The organism is Pseudomonas sp. DWP3-1-3b3 (assembly GCF_049896305.1).
Taxonomy (GTDB): domain Bacteria; phylum Pseudomonadota; class Gammaproteobacteria; order Pseudomonadales; family Pseudomonadaceae; genus Aquipseudomonas; species Aquipseudomonas azotoformans_A.
Genome location: NZ_JAFCUA010000002.1, coordinates 38,230 through 58,029, shown reverse-complemented (window position 1 = coordinate 58,029; position 19,800 = coordinate 38,230). Strand labels below are relative to the sequence as shown.

The 19,800-nt window shown below is 59.5% G+C and carries 16 protein-coding genes and 1 tRNA gene; 4 read left to right on the top strand and 13 right to left on the bottom strand.

Translation table 11 applies throughout. From position 1 onward, the window contains the following. The first annotated feature begins 33 nt into the window (after positions 1-33). Positions 34-459, top strand: a complete 426-nt coding sequence (locus ACP7BX_RS06615) for a VOC family protein (RefSeq protein WP_426130556.1) — start codon at positions 34-36, stop codon at positions 457-459. A 45-nt stretch (positions 460-504) separates the two neighbouring features. Here ACP7BX_RS06615 and ACP7BX_RS06610 read toward each other — a convergent pair. The 5 genes from ACP7BX_RS06610 to rpsU all read right to left on the bottom strand — a co-directional run bounded on the left by ACP7BX_RS06610 (position 505) and on the right by rpsU (position 9,014). Continuing rightward, positions 505-581, bottom strand: a tRNA-Ile gene (locus ACP7BX_RS06610). 16 nt (positions 582-597) lie between these two features. Beyond that, positions 598-4,341, bottom strand: a complete 3,744-nt coding sequence (locus ACP7BX_RS06605; RefSeq protein ID WP_426130554.1) for an EAL domain-containing protein — start codon at positions 4,339-4,341, stop codon at positions 598-600. A 122-nt stretch (positions 4,342-4,463) separates the two neighbouring features. Next, positions 4,464-6,314 carry an RNA polymerase sigma factor RpoD gene (rpoD, locus tag ACP7BX_RS06600; RefSeq protein ID WP_314530457.1) on the bottom strand — a complete coding sequence of 617 codons (1,851 nt, stop codon included), beginning with the start codon at positions 6,312-6,314 and terminating at the stop codon, positions 4,464-4,466. A 67-nt stretch (positions 6,315-6,381) separates the two neighbouring features. Then, positions 6,382-8,355: a DNA primase gene (gene dnaG, locus ACP7BX_RS06595; RefSeq protein WP_038843026.1), complete on the bottom strand. Its 1,974-nt coding sequence runs from the start codon at positions 8,353-8,355 to the stop codon at positions 6,382-6,384. A gap of 443 nt (positions 8,356-8,798) precedes the next feature. Continuing rightward, complete coding sequence (rpsU, locus tag ACP7BX_RS06590; RefSeq protein ID WP_002551877.1) at positions 8,799-9,014, bottom strand: 30S ribosomal protein S21; 216 nt, start codon at positions 9,012-9,014, stop codon at positions 8,799-8,801. A gap of 202 nt (positions 9,015-9,216) precedes the next feature. On the opposite strand from rpsU, the gene tsaD reads away from it, so the two are divergent. Next, positions 9,217-10,242 (top strand): tRNA (adenosine(37)-N6)-threonylcarbamoyltransferase complex transferase subunit TsaD, encoded by a 1,026-nt coding sequence (gene tsaD / locus ACP7BX_RS06585; protein WP_017739515.1) that lies wholly within the window; start codon positions 9,217-9,219, stop codon positions 10,240-10,242. A gap of 33 nt (positions 10,243-10,275) precedes the next feature. Here the strand turns inward: tsaD and plsY are convergent, their stop codons facing one another. Then, on the bottom strand, positions 10,276-10,845 hold the full coding sequence (gene plsY / locus ACP7BX_RS06580; protein WP_016977867.1) for a glycerol-3-phosphate 1-O-acyltransferase PlsY: 570 nt from the start codon (positions 10,843-10,845) through the stop codon (positions 10,276-10,278). Between the two features lie 74 nt (positions 10,846-10,919). Here plsY and folB point away from each other — a divergent pair, with 74 nt between their 5' ends. Continuing rightward, a complete protein-coding gene (gene folB, locus ACP7BX_RS06575) occupies positions 10,920-11,273 on the top strand; it encodes a dihydroneopterin aldolase (protein ID WP_015886183.1) in 354 nt (117 codons plus the stop codon). Beyond that, positions 11,264-11,782 (top strand): 2-amino-4-hydroxy-6-hydroxymethyldihydropteridine diphosphokinase, encoded by a 519-nt coding sequence (gene folK / locus ACP7BX_RS06570; RefSeq protein WP_426130551.1) that lies wholly within the window; start codon positions 11,264-11,266, stop codon positions 11,780-11,782. Before folB ends, folK begins: the two co-directional genes overlap by 10 nt. Here the strand turns inward: folK and ACP7BX_RS06565 are convergent. The 7 genes from ACP7BX_RS06565 to apaG form a co-directional block, all read right to left on the bottom strand. Then, positions 11,777-13,006 (bottom strand): multifunctional CCA addition/repair protein, encoded by a 1,230-nt coding sequence (locus ACP7BX_RS06565; RefSeq protein ID WP_426130549.1) that lies wholly within the window; start codon positions 13,004-13,006, stop codon positions 11,777-11,779. The genes folK and ACP7BX_RS06565 overlap by 6 nt on opposite strands. 63 nt (positions 13,007-13,069) lie before the next feature. Continuing rightward, positions 13,070-14,635 carry a SpoVR family protein gene (locus tag ACP7BX_RS06560; RefSeq protein ID WP_033898111.1) on the bottom strand — a complete coding sequence of 522 codons (1,566 nt, stop codon included), beginning with the start codon at positions 14,633-14,635 and terminating at the stop codon, positions 13,070-13,072. Continuing rightward, positions 14,632-15,903 carry a YeaH/YhbH family protein gene (locus ACP7BX_RS06555; RefSeq protein ID WP_017138057.1) on the bottom strand — a complete coding sequence of 424 codons (1,272 nt, stop codon included), beginning with the start codon at positions 15,901-15,903 and terminating at the stop codon, positions 14,632-14,634. The genes ACP7BX_RS06560 and ACP7BX_RS06555 overlap by 4 nt, the downstream gene beginning before the upstream one ends. A gap of 113 nt (positions 15,904-16,016) precedes the next feature. Continuing rightward, positions 16,017-17,939: a PrkA family serine protein kinase gene (locus ACP7BX_RS06550; protein WP_016977873.1), complete on the bottom strand. Its 1,923-nt coding sequence runs from the start codon at positions 17,937-17,939 to the stop codon at positions 16,017-16,019. 285 nt (positions 17,940-18,224) lie between these two features. Next, positions 18,225-18,554: a thiosulfate sulfurtransferase GlpE gene (gene glpE / locus ACP7BX_RS06545; protein WP_033898114.1), complete on the bottom strand. Its 330-nt coding sequence runs from the start codon at positions 18,552-18,554 to the stop codon at positions 18,225-18,227. A 9-nt stretch (positions 18,555-18,563) separates the two neighbouring features. Continuing rightward, a complete protein-coding gene (locus ACP7BX_RS06540; RefSeq protein ID WP_426130546.1) occupies positions 18,564-19,415 on the bottom strand; it encodes a symmetrical bis(5'-nucleosyl)-tetraphosphatase in 852 nt (283 codons plus the stop codon). Then, positions 19,415-19,795, bottom strand: coding sequence for a Co2+/Mg2+ efflux protein ApaG (gene apaG, locus ACP7BX_RS06535; RefSeq protein WP_061434361.1), 381 nt, complete (start codon positions 19,793-19,795; stop codon positions 19,415-19,417). The genes ACP7BX_RS06540 and apaG overlap by 1 nt, the downstream gene beginning before the upstream one ends. Positions 19,796-19,800: the final 5 nt, after the last annotated feature.

The window sequence follows — 19,800 nt, the reverse complement described above, 5'->3', positions numbered from 1 at the left end:
CGATGCACTTAACGCCCATAGAGGTTTGACCTGATGACACTTGCGCCTTTTCACCTGGCAATTCCGGTATTCGACCTAGCCGCCGCGCGGCACTTCTACGGCGACGTCTTCGGCCTGGAAGAAGGCCGCTACAGCGACCATTGGGTCGACTTCAACTTCTTCGGCCACCAATTGGTGATCCACGAACACCCGAAAACCGCCTCGCAGGAGGCCGCCCACACCAATGCCGTAGACGGCCACGATGTGCCTGTGCCGCATTTTGGCGTGGTGCTGGGCTGGGAAGATTGGCATGCCTTGGCGGAACGTCTGCAGGCCAGGGAAACTCGTTTTGTGCTGGAACCGCATATTCGGTTCAAGGGGCAGGTGGGGGAGCAGGCGACGTTGTTTCTATTTGATCCGTGCGGGAATGCGCTGGAGTTCAAGGCGTTCAGGGATATTGGGCAGTTGTTTGCGAAGTGAGGCTGCCAGACACACAAAAGCCGCGCAATGCGCGGCTTTCTTGTTTGGTGGGCCCAGTAGGACTTGAACCTACGACCAATGGATTATGAGTCCACTGCTCTAACCAACTGAGCTATAGGCCCTGTAACAGGTCGCGGATTATAACGATGGTTTCCCCGCTGTGCCATCCGAATAATCCTCAATGCGCATACGAAGAAACGTAGCTGCAAAAAGCTCCGGCGGTAGCGGCAGGCTGACGATGTAGCCTTGCATCTGTTCGCAGCCTTCGGCGGCGAGGAAGGCTTGCTGTGCGGGGTTCTCCACGCCTTCGGCGATGATGGTGAATTGCATGCTGTGGCCCAGGGCGATGATGGCGCGCACGATGGCGGCGTCGTGGGGGTCGTCGGGCAGGCCGCGGACGAAGGATTGGTCGATCTTGAGGAAGTCCAGGGGCAGGCGCTTGAGGTAGCTGAGGGATGAATAGCCGGTGCCAAAGTCGTCAATGGCCAGCTGTACGCCAAGGTCTTTGAGCTGGTGCAATACCTCCAGCGCTTCTTCGGCCTGGCTCATGATGAAGTTTTCGGTGATTTCCAATTGCAGGCGGCCGGGGTCGAGTTGGTAGTCATGCAGCAACTGTTCGATACGGCCCAGTAAGCCGGGGTGGCGTAACTGCGCGCCAGCCAGGTTGACCGACAGTGGGCCGAAGTCGTCGAAGTGGCCTTGCCAGGCGTGCATTTGCCGGCAGGCTTGTTCCAGCACCCAGTCGCCAATCTGCAGGATCATGCCGTTTTCTTCGGCCAGGGCGATGAAGTGTTCGGGGGGCACGTCGCCAAAGGTGGGGTGACGCCAGCGGATCAGGGCTTCGGCGCCGATCAGTTCGTGGGTCGTCAGGCTCAGTTTGGGCTGATAGTAGAGGCTCAACTCATCGCGCTCGATGGCGCGGCGTAGTTCGTGTTCGAGTGCCACGCGTTCGTTGGCCTGGGCGGTGAGGTCGCGGGTGTAGCTTTCGACCCGGTTGCGCCCTTTGGCCTTGGAGCGGTACATCGCCGCGTCAGCGTTCTTGACCAGCGTGGCAACGTCGGTGCCGTCCTCGGGGTACAGGCTGGTGCCGATGCTGGCGCTGATAAAGAACTCGTGTTCACCCGCCTGGAATGGCGGTGTGAAGCAGGCCAGCAGTTTATTGGCCAGGTACTGGGCGTCGCTGGCGTGCTGCAATCCGGGCAGCAGGATGATGAATTCGTCGCCGCCCAGGCGGGCGACGGTGTCGATGTCGCGCAGTTGTTCCTTGAGGCGTACGGCGATGTCTTTGAGCAGCAGGTCGCCGATCGGATGGCCGAGGCTGTCGTTGATATGTTTGAAGCGGTCCAGGTCGAGAAACAGCACGGCGCCCTGTTTACCGGTTTCCTGATGGCCATTGAGGGCCGCTTGCAGCCGGCTTTCGAACAGCGTGCGGTTGGGCAGGCCGGTCAACGGATCATGGTGCGCCTGGTAGTCGAGACGGGCCTGGGCCAGCTTGAGGCTGGAGATGTCGGCAAACACTGCGACGAAGTGCGTGATCAATTGGTCGCGGTTGCGCACGGCGCTGATCGTCAGCCAGCTTGGGTACACTTCGCCGTTCTTGCGACGATTTGAGATCTCGCCTTGCCAGTGGCCCTGAGCAGTCAGTTGATGCCACATGGCGGCGTAGAACGCGCTGTCATGCAGGCCGGAAGCCAGCAGGCGCGGGGTGTGGCCGAGGGCTTCGGCCTCGCTGTAGCCGGTAATCTCGGTGAAGGCGCGGTTGACGGCGCTGATGTTCTGGCGGGTATCTGTGATCAAGACGCCTTCGGCCGTGCTCTCGAACACCGTGGCGGCCTGTTGCAGTTTTTCCTGCATCAGCTGGCGCTCGGTGATATCGCGGGCGATGGTCAGCATGCAGTCTTCATCGCCGATCGGCAACGGACGGCTGGAGAGTTCGCACAGGCGAATCTGCCCATCGCTGCGGCGGATATGGCAGATGAAGTCACGCACAAAGCCATCGCGCTGCATCATTTCCAGCATGTGTTTGCGTTCGTTGAGGTCAACCCAGATGCCCAGGTCCAAGGTCGATTGGTCGAGAGAGGTGGCGCTGGTGAAGCCGGTGATCCGGCTGAAACCATCGTTCACTTCAATCAACAGGCCATCGCGTTGTCGGCTCAGCAACAAGCCGTCGGGGGAGGCGTGGAAGGCCTTGGCGAATTTCTCCTCGGAGGTTTGCAGTTGCTGCTGGGTTTCCTTGAGTTGGGTGATGTCACGCACCACCACGACGATGGCCTCTATGGTGTCGAGTTGGAACGGCTCGGCGGAAATCAGCCCGGTGAAGGCCTGACCGTTGCTGCGCAGAAAGGGCATTTCCAGGTTGCGGATGCTGGTGGTCTGCACCCGTTGCAGCAGGTCGGGCCCGACGCCCTTGATGCCCCAGATATTCAACTCGGTAGCGGTTTTACCGACGACCTGTTCGGCCGTCAGACCAATCTGGTCTTCAAACGCCTTGTTCACTTCCAGCAGGCAGCCATCAGACAGTCGTGCGATCACCAGCATGTCCGGGCACTGCTGGAACACCGAGGCGAACTTTTGCTCGGACAGCTGCAAGGCTTCCTCGGTGCGCTTGGCCTCGCTGATATCGATCATCAAGCCGCGCAGAACCGGCTCATGACCATGTTCGATCAGGCTGACAATGTCGCGTACCCACAAGCAACGGCCGTCAGCGGTGATCACCCGGTAATCAATGCTGTGGTCGCGGTTGGCGCGGGTTTCTCGATAGCAGTAGGCTTCGGTGCGGATCAGGTCGGCGGGGTGAATGATGTTGCGCCAGAAGCCTGGGATCAGCCAGTGCGCACGCGGGTAACCGAGCAAATCTTCAGCGTGGGGCGACACATAGCTGTAGGTGAAGTCGGTGATACTGGCCTCCCAGGCAATGGCGGACAGACTCTCCACCAGGCCGCGATAGTGGTACTCGCTGCTGCGCAGTTCCTGTTCGAGGGCGACGCGGCGGGAAATTTCCGAACTGAGCCGGCGATTGATCCGAATCACCACGGCCAATACAGTACTCAGCAAGAGCACTGCGGGCAGGCCGTAAGTCAGCAGGTCGGTCCAGAAGGTGCGGTGATCGGTAAAGCTGCCGACCCAATGTTGCTGGATGGCGTCGGTTTCTTGCGGGCTGAGGTCGGCGAGCACCTTGTCGAGGATGCCCACCAGCATTTTGTTGTCTCGTGGTACGCCCATCGCCAGTTGGTAGCGGTAGGGCGTTTCGCCGCTCACGTATAAGCCGTCGAGCTTGAGTTGGCGCAGGCTCCAGACGCTGGAGGCCAGGTCGCCGACGACCGCATCCACTTCATCGGTCGCCAGGGCTTGCAGCGTCGAGCTGACATTCGGCATGGCCACCAAGTTGAGATCCGGGTGGTGGGTGCGCAGCAGCTCATGGGGGGCGTAGTTTTCGACCACGGCAATCTTCAAGCCGTAGAGGTCCTTCAGGGTACGTGGTTTGGCGCCGCCCTCATGGGCCAGGATAACGATGGGGAAGTCCAGGTAAGGCCGGGTGAACGCCATGTAGCCCTGGCGTTCCGGTGTGGACATGATGCCCGGCAGCAGGTCGAGCTGATTGTTGCGGGCCTGTTCCAGTACCGCACTCCAGTTTGCAGGCTCGATCAAATTGACGCGCACGCCGAGGCGATCCTGGATCAGGCGCACATAATCTGCCGCCAAGCCTTGGTAGCGGCCATTCTCGTCACGGTATTCAAAGGGTGGCCATGACGCATCCACCCCGAGGCGCAACTCCTGATGGTCCGCCAGCCAGCCACGCTCATCATCAGTAAGAGTCAACGCGCCAGCCGTTGCGGTCCAGGTCAGCAGCGACAGCAGCAACACAGTCGGCAATCTGGGCATAACGGTCTCGTTATGGCACGGGGAATGTTTCGAGTGTAGACGGGCATTGCGGGGGAGGAGGAAGGGCGCAGGATTTTATCGAGACAAAACAAAACCCCCGGCCTGGGCCGGGGGTTTTGGTATCACTCGTCGAGGAAGGAGCGCAGATGCTCGCTTCGCGTCGGGTGGCGCAACTTGCGCAGCGCCTTGGCTTCGATCTGACGGATCCGCTCGCGGGTCACGTCAAACTGCTTACCGACTTCCTCAAGGGTGTGGTCGGTATTCATGTCGATGCCGAAACGCATGCGCAGTACCTTGGCTTCACGGGCAGTGAGGCCGGACAGTACGTCGCGAGTCGCTTCTTTAAGGCTCTCAACGGTGGCGACATCGATTGGCGACTGCATGGTCGAGTCTTCGATGAAGTCACCCAGATGGGAGTCTTCGTCATCACCAATCGGGGTTTCCATGGAGATCGGTTCTTTAGCGATCTTCAATACCTTACGGATCTTGTCCTCAGGCATTTCCATGCGTTCGCCCAGCTCTTCCGGGGTCGGTTCGCGACCCATTTCCTGCAACATCTGCCGGGAAATACGGTTGAGCTTGTTGATCGTCTCGATCATGTGCACCGGAATACGGATGGTGCGGGCCTGGTCGGCGATCGAGCGAGTGATCGCCTGACGGATCCACCAGGTGGCATAAGTCGAGAACTTGTAGCCGCGACGGTATTCGAACTTGTCCACAGCCTTCATCAAGCCGATGTTGCCTTCCTGGATCAGGTCGAGGAATTGCAGGCCACGGTTGGTGTACTTCTTGGCGATGGAGATCACCAGACGCAAGTTCGCTTCAACCATCTCTTTCTTCGCGCGGCGGGCCTTGGCCTCACCGATCGACATGCGACGGTTGATGTCCTTGATCTCGGCAATCGTCAGACCGGTTTCGGTCTCCAATGCTTGCAGCTTCTGCTGGCAACGAATGATGTCCGGCTGCAGGCGACCAATGGCTTCGGCGTATTTCGCCTTGCCCTTGGCCAGTGCGTCGGTCCAGCTTTCGTCTACTTCGTTGCTCGGGAACTGGCGCAGGAAGTCGGCACGCGGCATGCGCGCATCACGGACGCAGAGCTGCATAATGGCGCGCTCTTGTGCACGCAGACGCTCCAAGGCACTGCGAACACGCTCAACCAGGCCTTCGAATTGCTTCGGTACCAGCTTGATCGGCATGAACAGCTCAGCCAGGGCCAGCAGCTCGGCGATTGCCAGCTTGTTGCCGCGACCATGCTTTTTCAGGGCCTTGCGGGTGATTTCCATTTGATCGGAAACCGCACCGAAGCGCTGGGCAGCGATGATCGGGTCTGGACCGCTTTCAACTTCATCTTCGTCGTCGCCGCTGGCTTCTGCGTCGTCGTCTTCGGAGTCGTCGTCCGCTTTCGCAGCCTTGGCATCGACTGGCGGCGGCACTTCGGCGGCAGGCGGCGCAATGCCGTCGTCCGGGTCGATGTAGCCACTCAGTACGTCGGACAGGCGACCACCTTCGGTGGTGACGCGGGTGTACTCGGAGAGAATATGGTCAACCGTGCCAGGGAAGTGCGCGATTGCGCCCATCACTTCACGAATGCCCTCTTCGATACGCTTGGCGATTTCGATTTCGCCTTCGCGTGTCAGCAGCTCGACGGTACCCATTTCACGCATATACATGCGCACAGGGTCGGTGGTACGACCGATATCGGTCTCCACAGCGGCCAGCGCGGCAGCCGCTTCTTCAGCGGCAGCCTCGTCGGTATCGGCGTCCGCCAGCATAAGGGAATCCTTATCTGGCGCAGCTTCGAATACGTTGATCCCCATGTCGTTAATCATGCGGATGATGTCTTCCACCTGCTCTGGATCTGAAATATCCTCAGGCAGGTGGTCGTTGACCTCCGCGTAAGTCAGGTAACCCTGCTCACGACCGAGAACGATCAACTCTTTGATACGAGACTGCTGTTGCGCTTTTCCGGACATAACACCCTATCCACTGAAGGTCTTGGCGGGCAAAAAACAAGCCGAGGATTATACCCGAGCTATGACCTCACACGCCAGCTGAGGTCGGGTTTGATGCGGAAACATTCTGTTTTAAGAGGTCGCGCATCTGTTTTGCTATCTGAATTTGCTCTTCAGCCGATAATCCAGGCTGCCTTGCTCTCTTGATGAGTTCGTCGAGGGTCTGCGTGTGCTGGCCCGCGGATAACCTAGTAATGGTGTCTAAAAACTGTTGTTCAAGGTTATCGCCGTCAATTAGCCACTCCTTTTCTGCGAGTGCTTTCAATAACCGGCCTTGTTCGGTGCCATGCCAACGCGCCATCAACTGAATGGAGTTTAGCTTAGGATTTTTCTGTACCGCCTCGATCAAGGCGATCAGTACCTGGGCATAAGTGTTACTTGCGTTGGCAAAGTGATCGGCGCTCTCGACCTTTTCCGCCAATTGCGGGTGGTGGATGAGCGTGCGCAGGGCAATGAGCGTTGGCGCTTCTACAGCGACCGGCGTTCGTGGGGCGTAAGCCTCGTCGCGATCGCCGCGCTTGCCGTTTTTGCTCCAGGGTTTCTTTTCCCATTTCTTGCCGTCGTTGCCAGACTTTTTCGGTGTCCACTCTTGCTGGGGCGCGTAGGCCTCCTGCGGTTGATGGAAGTCGGAATAGTCCGGCATGGCGTCGTAGTCCATGCCGGGGTCGTAGGCTGGCGGCGGCGCATCATGTGGCGCGTTGTGCACCAGCTGGCTGACGGCTTCGCCGCTTAACCCGGTGATTTCCTGCAAGCGCATGCGCATCAGAGATTTCAGGTTGGCGCCGGGGACCTTGTCGATCAGCGGCGCCGCAAGGGTGGCCATATGGGCCTTGCCTTCAAGGGAGCGCGGGTCGGCTTCCTCGGTCAGTTGCTGGAAGAAGTAGTCTGCCAGCGGTTGAGCGTGTTGATTGATGCGTGCGCGGAATGCATCGGTGCCTTCAGAGCGAACCAGGGTGTCCGGGTCTTCGCCTTCGGGCAGGAACAGGAAGCGCGCGCGACGTCCATCTTGCAGGCTGGAAAGTGTTGCCTCCAGCGCGCGCCAGGCGGCGTTGCGGCCGGCCTGGTCACCGTCGAAGCAGAACAGCACGCTGGGTACCACGCGAAACAAGCGCTTCATGTGTTCTTCGCTGGTCGCGGTGCCCAGCGTGGCGACGGCATTGCGCAAGCCCTGTTGGGCGAGCGCGATCACGTCCATATAGCCTTCAACCACGATGATTTCATCGAGGTTGCGGTTGTTCTTGCGCGCCTCGAACAGGCCGTAGAGCTCCTGGCCCTTGTGGAACACTGGGGTTTCCGGGGAGTTCAGGTACTTGGGCTTGTCGTCCCCCAGCACACGGCCACCAAAGGCGATGATGCGGCCCCGGCTGTCGCGAATCGGGAACATCACGCGGTCGCGGAAGCGGTCGTAGCGTTTGCCGGTTTCGGCGTTTTCCACCAGCAGGCCGGCGTCGATCATGGCCTTTTGCTGGAGGGTGTCGCTGCTCAGGTGCTTGTACAGGTTGTCCCAGCCGGGCGGGGCGAACCCCAGGCCGAAGTCGCGGGCGATTTCCCCGGTAAGGCCGCGGCCTTTCAGGTAGTCGACGGCGGCCTTGCGCTGCGGATGGCTTTTAAGCGCCTGACGGTAAAAGTCGGCAGCGGCCGTCAGCAGCGGGTACAGCGGCGAATCGGTGGGTTGGCGCGGCTTGTGCGCACGGCCACTTTCTTCGCGTGGCACTTCCATGCCCGCCGCTTTTGCCAGGTCCTCGATCGCCTGGGGGAAGTCCAGGTTGTCGTGGTCCATGAGAAAACCCAGGGCGTTACCGCCTGCGCCGCAGCCGAAGCAGTAGTAGAACTGCTTGTCGGGACTGACGCTGAACGATGGGGTTTTCTCTTTGTGAAACGGGCAGCAGGCGGTGTAGTTCTTGCCGGCTTTTTTCAGTTGCACGCGCGAGCTGACAACATCGACGATGTCGGTGCGGTTCAGAAGGTCGTCAATAAAGCTCTGGGGAATCAGCCCGGCCATGGCGTTCTCGTCATCACTGCGTGTCAATGAGGGCCCATTGATTGCTCAAGCGCACGCGTTGCGCGGCTCGATCATCAGTTGTCTGCTTGGGCATTCAGGAAGTGTATCTGCCGTTCATTCACTGACGTTAGTTTCAATCAGGTTTTTGGCATGGAAATGTTGCCCCGGCATCCGGTCTTGGCCAATGGCGGCCTCGGAAGCTCATTGTCGGGCGCAGTCGATACAGTTGATCGCCTGTTTGAAGAATAAGTGTGCTCGTCAGTAGCCTTGATAGGCTCGTCAGAAGACGTGCACCGCTGGCAAAAGAGCCAGTCCTGACGTGTGAAGCAGTTGTCTCGGTCGCGTCTGCGGCGTCAACAGTGAAGCATCAAGCGATATCCGCAAATGCCATTAGCCCGGCTGAGGGCCGGGCTTGGCAGAAGCTTGCTACGAACGTCTGTGTATTAGTACAGACGAACGGCGCGGCGCTGTTCGCGCTGAACTTTCTTGGCGTGACGCTTAACAGCGGCTGCTGCTTTACGCTTACGCTCAGAAGTTGGCTTCTCGTAAAATTCGCGGCTACGAACTTCAGCCAGTACACCGGCTTTTTCGCAGGAGCGCTTGAAACGACGCAGAGCTACGTCGAAGGGTTCGTTCTCTTTAACTTTGACGGCTGGCATCCAGAGCTACCTTCTTTCATTACCGGGATCAACGTTCTCGTCGCAAAAAATTCGCGGCTGAGGTCGTCGGTTTTTAAGGGTTGCGGATGTTAACCCCTCATTGCCCGGAATGCAAAGCCTCTGATCGAAAACCGCTAGTCGGGAGGGGGAGTGACGACTATTATGCGCGCCTTCGAATTCAGCCTCTACAAGGCGCAAACCCATGCTAGTACTGGGACTTGAAACCTCCTGCGACGAAACCGGTGTCGCACTTTACGACAGTGAACGCGGGCTCTTGGCCGATGCGCTGTTCAGTCAGATCGACCTGCACCGTGCCTATGGTGGCGTGGTGCCGGAGCTGGCCAGCCGTGATCACGTCAAACGCATGCTGCCCCTGATCCGTCAGGTGCTGGATGAAGCCGGCTGCGTGCCGACCGAGATCGATGCAATCGCCTACACCGCAGGCCCCGGATTGGTCGGAGCCCTGCTGGTTGGGGCTTCTTGCGCCCAGGCGCTGGCATTTGCCTGGGGCATTCCGGCCCTCGGCGTGCACCATATGGAAGGCCATTTATTGGCGCCGATGCTGGAAAAAACACCGCCAGAGTTCCCGTTCGTCGCATTGTTGGTGTCGGGCGGACATACGCAGTTGGTTCAGGTGGACGGAATCGGCCAATACACCCTTTTGGGTGAATCCTTGGACGACGCTGCCGGTGAAGCTTTCGACAAGACCGCCAAGATGATGGGCCTCAATTATCCCGGTGGCCCGGAAATCGCGCGTCTGGCCGAAAAAGGTGTAGCGGGCCGTTACACCTTCCCGCGCCCGATGTGTGATCGCCCTGGCCTGATGTTCAGCTTCAGTGGTTTAAAAACCTCCGCGCTGAACACTTGGCAGCACAGCGTTAGCGCCGGAGACGACAGCGAGCAAGCCCGTTGCGACATCGCGCTGGCGTTCCAGCAGGCCGTGGTGGAGACTTTGACCATCAAGTGCAAGCGTGCCCTGAAACAGGCGGGCATGAAGCGCCTGGTGATCGCAGGCGGCGTCAGCGCCAACAAGGCCTTGCGCACGTCGCTGGAAAAAATGCTCGGCGACATGAAGGGCGACGTGTTCTACGCGCGCCCCGAGTTCTGCACCGACAACGGCGCGATGATCGCCTATGCCGGTTGCCAGCGTTTGCAGGCTGGGCAGCACGAAAGCCTGGCAATCAGCGTGCAGGCGCGCTGGCCAATGGAGCAGTTGTCGCCGTTGTAAGGCCGCAAAATGGGCCGGGCGCATCGACTGTATTTAAAAATGCCGTTCGCGCCCGGCAAACAGGTCGCGTAAATTGCCCCGGTGGCGCCAGACGATCAGCAGCGTCAGCACGCTCATCGGCAGTAGTGCCGCCGGTTCTTGCCAGGCCAGTAGTGGCAGGGTGAGCGGGGTGGCGATCAGCGCGGCGAGCGAGCTGGTGCGGGTCAGGTAGAACGTCAGCAGCCAGGCGAGTACGGCCAGCAAGGCCGCCGGCGGGTAGATTCCCAGCAACATGCCGGCTGCCGTGGCGACGCCTTTGCCACCGCGAAAGCGAAAGTACAGGGGGAACAGATGGCCGAGGACCGCGCATACGCCGATCCAGGCCTGCTGTTGCAGGGTCAGGCCGGCGAGGCTGGCGATCAGTACGGGCAACAAGCCCTTGCACAGGTCGCCCAGCAGCGTCAGTACGGCGAGTTTCTTGCCGGCCAGGCGCAACATATTGGTGGCGCCGGCATTGCCTGAGCCACTCATTCGCGGGTCGGGATTTCCCGTCAGGCGGCTGAGCAAAATGGCGAAGGACAGCGAGCCGAGCAGGTAGGCGAAAATCGCCAGTAACCAAAACATGCTAACTATTCCGGGCGAGGACGCCCTGATTCTAACGGGGCATCGCGCCCTTGTCGTGCTGCGGAGAAGAGTGCTTGGACAGAGTGTTTATCGAAGGCCTGGAAGTCGACACCGTCATCGGGGCCTACGACTGGGAGCGCGGAATCCGTCAATGCCTGCGCCTGGACCTGAGCTTCGCCTGGGATAACCGCCCGGCCGCGGCCGGGGATGACCTGACGTTGGCGCTGGATTACGCCAGTGTGTCCGCGCGTATCCAGGCCTTTGCCGAGCAATCCCAGTACCAACTGGTGGAAACCTTTGCCGAACGCCTGGCCGAAGTATTGATGAGTGAATTCCAGATTCCCTGGCTGCACCTCAAGCTGACCAAGCCAGGCGCCGTGCCGGCTGCCAAGGGTGTGGGCGTGGAGATCGAGCGCGGATGTCGCTAACTCAGGTTTACCTCGGCCTAGGCAGCAATATCGAGCGCGAGTCTCATCTGCGCGCTGGCCTGGATGCGCTGGCGAGCTTCTTGACCGATCTGCGTTGTTCGGCGGTGTTCGAAAGCCAGCCGGTGGGCATCAAGAGCGGTCCGTTCTTCAATCTGGTGGTGTCGGCCCACACCGACCTGCCGTTGATGGAGCTGGACCGCCGGTTGAAATTCATCGAGGCCGACAATGGTCGCTATGCGCCGGATCGCAAGGGCTTGCCGCTGGATATCGATGTGCTGTTGTATGGCGATCTGGTGGGCAATTTCGATGGTTTGATCCTGCCACGTGCGGAAATTCTCAAGAACGCCTTTGTGCTTTGGCCGCTGTCTCTGATGGCACCGGAGCGTGTGCATCCTGAGGTGGGCAAGACCCTGGCCGAGCTATGGCGCGATGCGCAGATTGACCAGGTGCTGGCGCCTGTCGAGTTTGAATGGCAGGGCCAGCAGCTGACACCAGGCACACTCCTATAGGGTGTGCTGTTCCTTGTAGGCTTTCAGGGCCCTGAGCCGTTCGCGCTTAAGTGCCTCGCCCAGCTCCGGGCCTTTGAAGCCTTTCTCCAGCAGTGGCGCAACGGCAACCTCGCGAGCTGCCTTCGCCGCCCCGCGTAAATAATCCGCTTGTGGATAACTTCTCTGCTCCAGGCCCTTGCGGCCCCGTGCATCCATTTCGCAAGCGACGATGAATTCCTCAAAGCGCTGCGGCCGACGGTAAACGTCGAAACTTTGCAGCAGCTCCAGCAAAGTCGAGGCTTTCAGCTCCAACGCACGATGACCATGGGTGTGATACTGGCCCACCAATAACGCCAATTCCTGGCAATCCCTTGGCACCTTGAAGCGCTCATTGACTGACTTGATCAGTTTCAAGCCCCGATGTTCGTGGGCGATGTGCTGCGGCAACTTATCCACAGGCGTCGTGCCTTTGCCCAAGTCGTGCAGCAAGCAGGCCCAGCGTACGGTCAGGGGTTGCTGGTGCAAGGCAGCCTGTTCCAGCACGCTCAAGGTGTGAATGCCGGTGTCGATTTCAGGGTGATGGGCTTCGGGTTGTGGGACGCCGAACAGCGCGTTCACTTCTGGCATCAAGGTTTTCAGCGCATCGCAGTCGCGCAGTACCTGGATGAACACGTGGGGTTGGTCTTCCATCAGCGCACGGGAGATTTCTTTCCAGCTGCGCTCAGGCGTCAGCGCCTCCAGTTCGCCGGATTCGCTGAGCTGGCGCATCAGTTCAAGTGTTTCTGGTGCGACGGTAAAACCCAGTGATGCGTAACGTGCGGCGAAGCGTGCAACGCGCAAAACACGCAGCGGATCTTCGGCGAACGCCGGAGAAACATGGCGAAGCGTGCGAGCTTCAAGATCGCGCTGACCGTGATAAGGATCGGTCAAGTTGCCGTCATCGTCTTCCGCCATGGCGTTGATCGTCAGGTCACGGCGGATGAGGTCTTCTTCCAGCGTCACCTCGGGGCTGGCGTGAAACACAAAGCCGCCATACCCCCGGCCGCTTTTGCGTTCAGTGCGGGCGAGGGCGTACTCGTCACCGTTTTTTGGGTCGAGGAACACCGGAAAGTCAGAACCCACCGGCTTGTAGCCCTTGGCGAGCATCTCTTCGGCCGTCGCACCCACCACGACGCGGTCGATATCGGTAACAGGGATACCCAAGAGACGATCCCGTACCGCACCGCCGACTTTGTAGATTTTCATGAAAAAGCCTCCATTAGCGGCACAGGATACCGCCTGTGCCTGGCCAATGGAGGCTTTGCTGTTTCAGAGATGAACGACGGCCAGGTCCAGGCGGCCGTAGTCGTTGTCGTTGTGATCGGTACGCGGTGGCACGTGGTGGGTTTTCATCACCTGGTCGCCCTGCAGGGTTTCCAAATGAATATCGAAGCCCCACAACCGGTGCAGGTGCTTGAGCACTTCCTCGGTGGATTCGCCCAGGGGTTTGCGGTCGTGCTGCTGGTGGCGCAATGTCAACGAACGGTCGCCACGCACATCGATGCTGTAGATCTGCACGTTAGGTTCGCGGTTACCCAGGTTGTACTGCGCCGCCAGGGTTTCGCGGATGGTGCGGTAGCCGGGTTCGTCGTGGATGGCCGGCACCACCAGGTCATCCTTGAGGTCGTCATCCAGGATGCTGAACAGTTTCAGGTCCCGAATGACCTGCGGTGACAGGTACTGCAGGATAAAACTCTCATCCTTGAAGCTGCTCATGGCGAACTTGATGGTGGACAACCAATCACTGCCGGCGATTTCCGGGAACCAGCGGCGGTCTTCCTCGGTGGGGTGTTCACACATGCGCCGGATATCGCGGTACATGGCAAAGCCCAGGGCATAGGGGTTGATGCCGTTGTAGTAAGGGCTGTCGAAGCCGGGCTGGAATACCACGCTGGTGTGGGAGGTGAGGAACTCCATCATGAAGCCGTCGGTGACCAGGCCTTCGTCGTACAGGTCGTTCATCAGCGTGTAGTGCCAGAACGTGGCCCAACCTTCGTTCATCACCTGGGTCTGGCGCTGTGGGTAGAAGTACTGGGCGATCTTGCGCACGATACGCACGATTTCCCGCTGCCAGGGTTCCAGCAGCGGCGCGTGTTTTTCCAGGAAATAGAGGATGTTCTCCTGCGGTTCGGCGGGGAAGCGCGCATTGTCTTTGTCGCTGTTCTTTCCGGCTTTTTTCGGAATGGTGCGCCACAGGTCGTTGATCTGTTTCTGCAGGTGCTCCTCGCGCTCCTTCTGGCGCAGGCGTTCTTCCTCGGCGGAGATCGGATACGGGCGTTTGTAGCGGTCGACGCCGTAGTTCATCAGCGCATGGCAGGAGTCGAGCAGGTCTTCCACCGCATCGATGCCGTGGCGCTCCTCGCATTGCATGATGTACTGCTTGGCGAACACAAGGTAATCGATGATCGAACTGGCGTCGGTCCAGGTGCGGAACAGGTAGTTACCCTTGAAGAAGCTGTTATGCCCATAGCAGGCATGCGCCACCACCAGTGCCTGCATGCAGATGGTGTTCTCTTCCATCAGGTAGGCGATGCACGGGTCGGAGTTGATCACGATCTCGTAGGCCAGGCCCATCTGACCGCGGGTGTAGGACTTCTCGGTGCTGAGGAAGTGTTTGCCGTAGGACCAATGGTGATAACCCAGTGGCATGCCTACCGAAGCGTAGGCATCCATCATCTGTTCGGCGGTGATCACTTCGATCTGGTTGGGGTAGGTGTCCAGGGCGTAACCCGCCGCTATGCGGCTGATTTCCCGGTCATAGGCCTGGATCAGTTCAAAGGTCCACTCGGAACCCGTGGAGATCGGTTGGCGTCTTTGCTCTTTTTTGGCGGTCATGTCACTAACCTGCGCTGGAAGAGTTCACGGAAGACCGGGTAGATATCGCCGGCCGAGACCAGTTGCTGCTGGGCGAACGTGTCGGCAAAGGCTTCGCCGATGCGCTCGTATTCGAACCAAAGGGCCTGGTGCTCACGGGGGGTGATTTCAACGTAAGTGTAGTACTGCACGAACGGCATGATTTGGTTGATCAGGATGTCGCGGCAGATCGGCGAGTCGTCGTTCCAGTTGTCGCCGTCGGAGGCTTGGGCGGCGTAGATGTTCCACTCGTTGGCCGGGTAGCGCTCGGCCATGATCTCCTGCATCAGCTTCAGTGCGCTGGACACTATGGTGCCGCCGGTTTCCCGGGAGTAGAAGAACTCTTCTTCGTCAACTTCGCGTGCGCTGGTGTGATGGCGGATGAACACCACGTCGATCTTGTCGTAGTTCCGCTTGAGAAACAGGTACAGCAGGATGAAGAAGCGTTTCGCGATGTCCTTGGTGGCCTGGGTCATGGAGCCGGAGACGTCCATCAGGCAGAACATCACTGCCTTGGAGCTGGGGTTGGGCTGTTTCACCAACAGGTTGTATTTGAGGTCGAAGGTGTCGAGAAACGGCACACGGTGAATGCGCGCACTGAGTTTTTCGATTTCCGCCTCGATTTGCTGGATATCGCCGAAGTTATCCGGTTCTTCACGCTTCAGGCGCGCCAACTCTTCCTTGGCTTCCTTCAGCTTGGCGCGGCTGCTGCCCGATAGGGCAATACGCCGGGCATGGGCCGAGCGCAGGGTGCGGATGATGTTGATACGGGACGGGTTGCCCTCGTTGCTGATCCCTGCGCGTACCGTCTTGAAGGTGTCGGTGCCGGTCAGGTTGCGTTTGACCAGGTTGGGCAGTTCCAGGTCTTCGAACATGAATTCGAGGAATTCTTCCTGGGTGATCTGGAACACGAACTCATCCATGCCTTCGCCGGAATTGCCCGCCTTGCCCGGCCCTTTACCGCCGCCACCGCCTTGGGGGCGCTGGATATGTTCGCCGGTGGTGAATTCCTTATTGCCGGGATGAACGACGGTCTGTTTGCCGCCCCGGCCGTGGTGCAGCACCGGTTCGTCGATGTCCCGCCCCGGAATGCTGATTTGTTCGCCATGCTCCATGTCCGTGATGGAGCGGCGGCTGACGGCCTCTTCGACGGCCTTTTTGATGTGGTCACGGTACCGCCGCAGGAAACGCTGGCGGTTTACCGTGCTCTTGTTCTTGCCATTGAGGCGTCGGTCGATCACATAGCTCATGGGGAGCCCTCCGGGCAGCTTCACGTTACAAGCTTCAAGCCGCGAGCTGGAAGCTTAGAGACAAGCGGTCAGCTGCCAGGCCAGTGGCCTGGCAGTTCACGCCTGTCGCTGCCTTACTGCGATTTGCGAACCCGCAGATACCACTCGGAGAGCAGCCGTACCTGTTTGTCGGTGTAGCCGCGCTCGACCATGCGTGTGACGAAGTCGTTGTGTTTTTGCTGATCCTCCTTGCTGGCCTTGGCGTTGAAGCTGATGACCGGCAGCAGATCCTCGGTGTTGGAGAACATTTTCTTCTCGATGACCACCCGCAGTTTCTCGTAGCTGAGCCAGGTCGGGTTTTTGCCATTGTTGTTGGCACGGGCGCGCAGCACGAAGTTGACGATTTCGTTGCGGAAATCCTTCGGATTGCTGATGCCGGCCGGTTTCTCGATTTTTTCGAGTTCTTCGTTGAGGGCCACGCGGTTGAGAATCTCGCCGGTTTCCGGGTCGCGGTATTCCTGGTCCTGGATCCAGAAGTCGGCGTACAGCACGTAGCGGTCGAAAATGTTCTGGCCGTATTCGCTGTAGGACTCCAAGTACGCAGTCTGGATTTCCTTGCCGATGAACTCGATGTAGCGCGGTGCCAGGTATTCCTTGAGGAAACGCAGGTAACGTTCGCGGGTCTCGGCCTGGAATTGTTCCTGTTCGATCTGCTGTTCCAGCACGTAGAGCAGGTGCACCGGGTTGGCGGCGATCTCGTGAGGGTCGAAGTTGAAGACCTTGGACAGGATTTTGAACGCGAAGCGCGTCGACAGGCCGTTCATGCCCTCATCCACACCGGCGGTGTCGCGATATTCCTGGATCGACTTGGCCTTGGGGTCGGTGTCCTTGAGGTTTTCGCCGTCGTACACGCGCATCTTCGAATAGATGTTGGAGTTTTCCGGCTCCTTGAGGCGCGACAGCACGGTGAACTGGGCGAGCATCTTCAAGGTGTCGGGTGCGCAGTGCGCCTTGGCCAGGGAGCTGTTGAACAGCAGCTTGTCGTAGATCTTGATTTCATCGCTGACCCGCAGGCAGTACGGCACCTTGACGATGTAGATCCGGTCGATGAAGGCTTCGTTGTTCTTGTTGTTGCGGAAGGTGTGCCACTCCGATTCGTTGGAGTGCGCCAGCAGGATCCCGGTGAACGGAATCGCCCCCAGGCCTTCGGTGCTGTTGTAGTTGCCTTCCTGGGTGGCGGTGAGCAGTGGGTGCAGCACCTTGATCGGTGCCTTGAACATCTCCACGAACTCCATCAGGCCCTGGTTGGCCCGGCACAGCGCGCCTGAATAGCTGTAGGCGTCGGCGTCGTTCTGCGGGAATTCTTCGAGCTTGCGGATATCGACCTTGCCCACCAGCGCCGAGATGTCCTGGTTGTTTTCGTCGCCGGGTTCGGTCTTGGCTACGCCGATCTGGTTGAGGATGGACGGGTAGAGTTTCACCACACGGAATTGGCTGATGTCACCGCCGAACTCGGCTAGGCGCTTGGTGGCCCAGGGCGACATGATGGTGTTGAGGTAGCGGCGTGGGATGCCGAAGTCTTCTTCGAGGATCGCGCCATCTTCCGTGGCGTTGAACAGGCCCAAGGGCGACTCGAAGACCGGCGAGCCCTTGATGGCGTAGAAGGGCACCTTCTCGATCAATTGTTTGAGCTTCTCGGCCAGGGACGATTTACCACCGCCGACGGGGCCGAGCAGGTAGAGGATCTGCTTCTTCTCTTCCAGGCCTTGGGCAGCATGGCGGAAGTAGGAGACGATCTGGTCGATGCATTCTTCCATGCCGTGGAAGTCTTCAAAGGCCGGGTAGCGGCGGATCACCTTGTTGGAGAATATTCGCGACAGGCGCGAATTGTTCGAGGTGTCTATCAGCTCCGGCTCGCCAATTGCCAGCAGCAGGCGTTCGGCGGCAGACGCGTAGGTGCTGCGGTCCTGTTTGCACAGCTCGAGATACTCTTGCAGCGTGAGTTCTTCCTGCTGTGTGGACGCGAAGCGTTGTTGGAAGTGGCTGAATATACTCATGACGTCGTCACCTCGCTCGATACGTGGAGCCGACGCCGGATCAATCAGTCGATGCTGGCAGACATTGGCAGACGCCAATGGCCGTTTTCCCCCCAGAACACCCTGAAACGCTACCGATGACCCGCACGCCGGTGTACCGGCTCTCCCCTGATTCGGATGGCCTGCGCTTAAGGATAGTTCGGAATCGGAGAGGTCAAGGCGCGATGCGCAATTAGTTTGGCTGCGCCGTTCGTCAGAAACGGCGCGAGCCCAAGCGTCACGCGGGGTAGCGGGGTGTGAAAAAAATTATTGCGAATTGCCTGAAGAAATTTCCGCAGGATAAGTCGTACGCCACAGTTCAAAGCCGCCGTCCAGGCTATAGACGTCGGAGAAGCCCTGGCTGATCAGATAGGCTGCTGCGCTCTGGCTGGAATTGCCGTGGTAACAGGCCACGATCACCGGCGCGTCCAGGTCGGCGGCGCGGATGAAATCGGCAATGTTGACGTTGTCCAGGTGCTGGGCGCCGGTGATGTGGGCGGCTGCGTAGGTCGGTTGGTCACGGATATCGACCACCACCGCGCCTTGCTCGCGCAGGGCCTGGGCTTGTTCGGGAGGGATACGTTTGAATTCGCTCATGGCGGGCTCCTATGGCTTGGCAGTAGCCGGCAGTGTAACGGGAAGAGGGGGTTCGCACTGGCAGCTATAACGCTCGCCGGTGTCGATGTTCATCAGGGTCATGGCGCCGCCCCACACACAACCGGTGTCGAGGGCGAATACGCCGGGCTCATTGCACTTGCCCTCAAGGGCCGCCCAATGGCCAAAAATGATCTGGGTGTCACGGGTCTTGCGCTCTTTGTGAGCGAACCACGGCTTGTAGCCCGGCAGCGCGGTGTCCGCGCCTTCCTTGCTCTTGAGGTCGAGCTTGCCCTCGGCGGTACAGAAGCGCATGCGCGTGAAGTAGTTGGTGATGACCCGCAGGCGCGTGACGCCGCTGAGGTCGTTGTCCCACTTCACGGGCTCGTTGCCGTACATGCCGTCGAGGTAGGCGGTATAGAGGTTGTCATCGGCCAGGGCACTTTCGACTTCGGCGGCGTACTTGAGGGCTTTCTTCAGTGTCCATTGCGGCGGGATGCCTGCATGGACCAGCGCCATGTTGCGGGCTTCGTCGTAATGCAGGATTTTCTGCCGGCGCAGCCAGTCGAGCAGCTCGGCGCGATCCGGAGCCTCGAGGATTTCCCGCAGGGTATCGCCCTTTTTCAGGCGCTCAATGTTATTGGCGGCTGCCAGCAGGTGCAGGTCGTGGTTGCCCAATACGCAGACCAAAGAGTCGCGCAGGCTATATAAATAGCGCAGCGTTTCCAGGGATTGCGGACCGCGATTGACCAGGTCACCCACCAGCCACAGGCGATCGTTGGCCGGGTCGAAGGCCACGCGGTCAAGCAGGCACTTCAGGGGTTCCAGGCAGCCTTGCAGGTCGCCGACCGCATACGTCGCCATCAGTGCAGGGCTCCCGGCACGGCGAGGCGGAAGGGCGCGATGATGGCGTCGAACAGTTGGCCATCGGTGGCTTTCATTTGATACGAGCCTTGCATGGTGCCGACTTTGGAGGTCATTACCGTGCCGCTGCTGTAGGTATGGCTGGCGCCACTGTCGATCAATGGTTGCTGACCCACCACACCGGCGCCGCGCACTTCTTCGACCTGGCCGTCACCGTCGGTGATCACCCAGTGGCGCGACAACAGCTTGGCCGGCACCAGCCCGTTGTTTTTCACCGTGATGGTGTAGGCAAAGGCGAAGCGGTTGTGTTCAGGTTGGGATTGGTCCGCCAGGAAGCGGGTGACGACGCTGACGTCGATCTGGTAGCGAGGATCGGACATGCAAG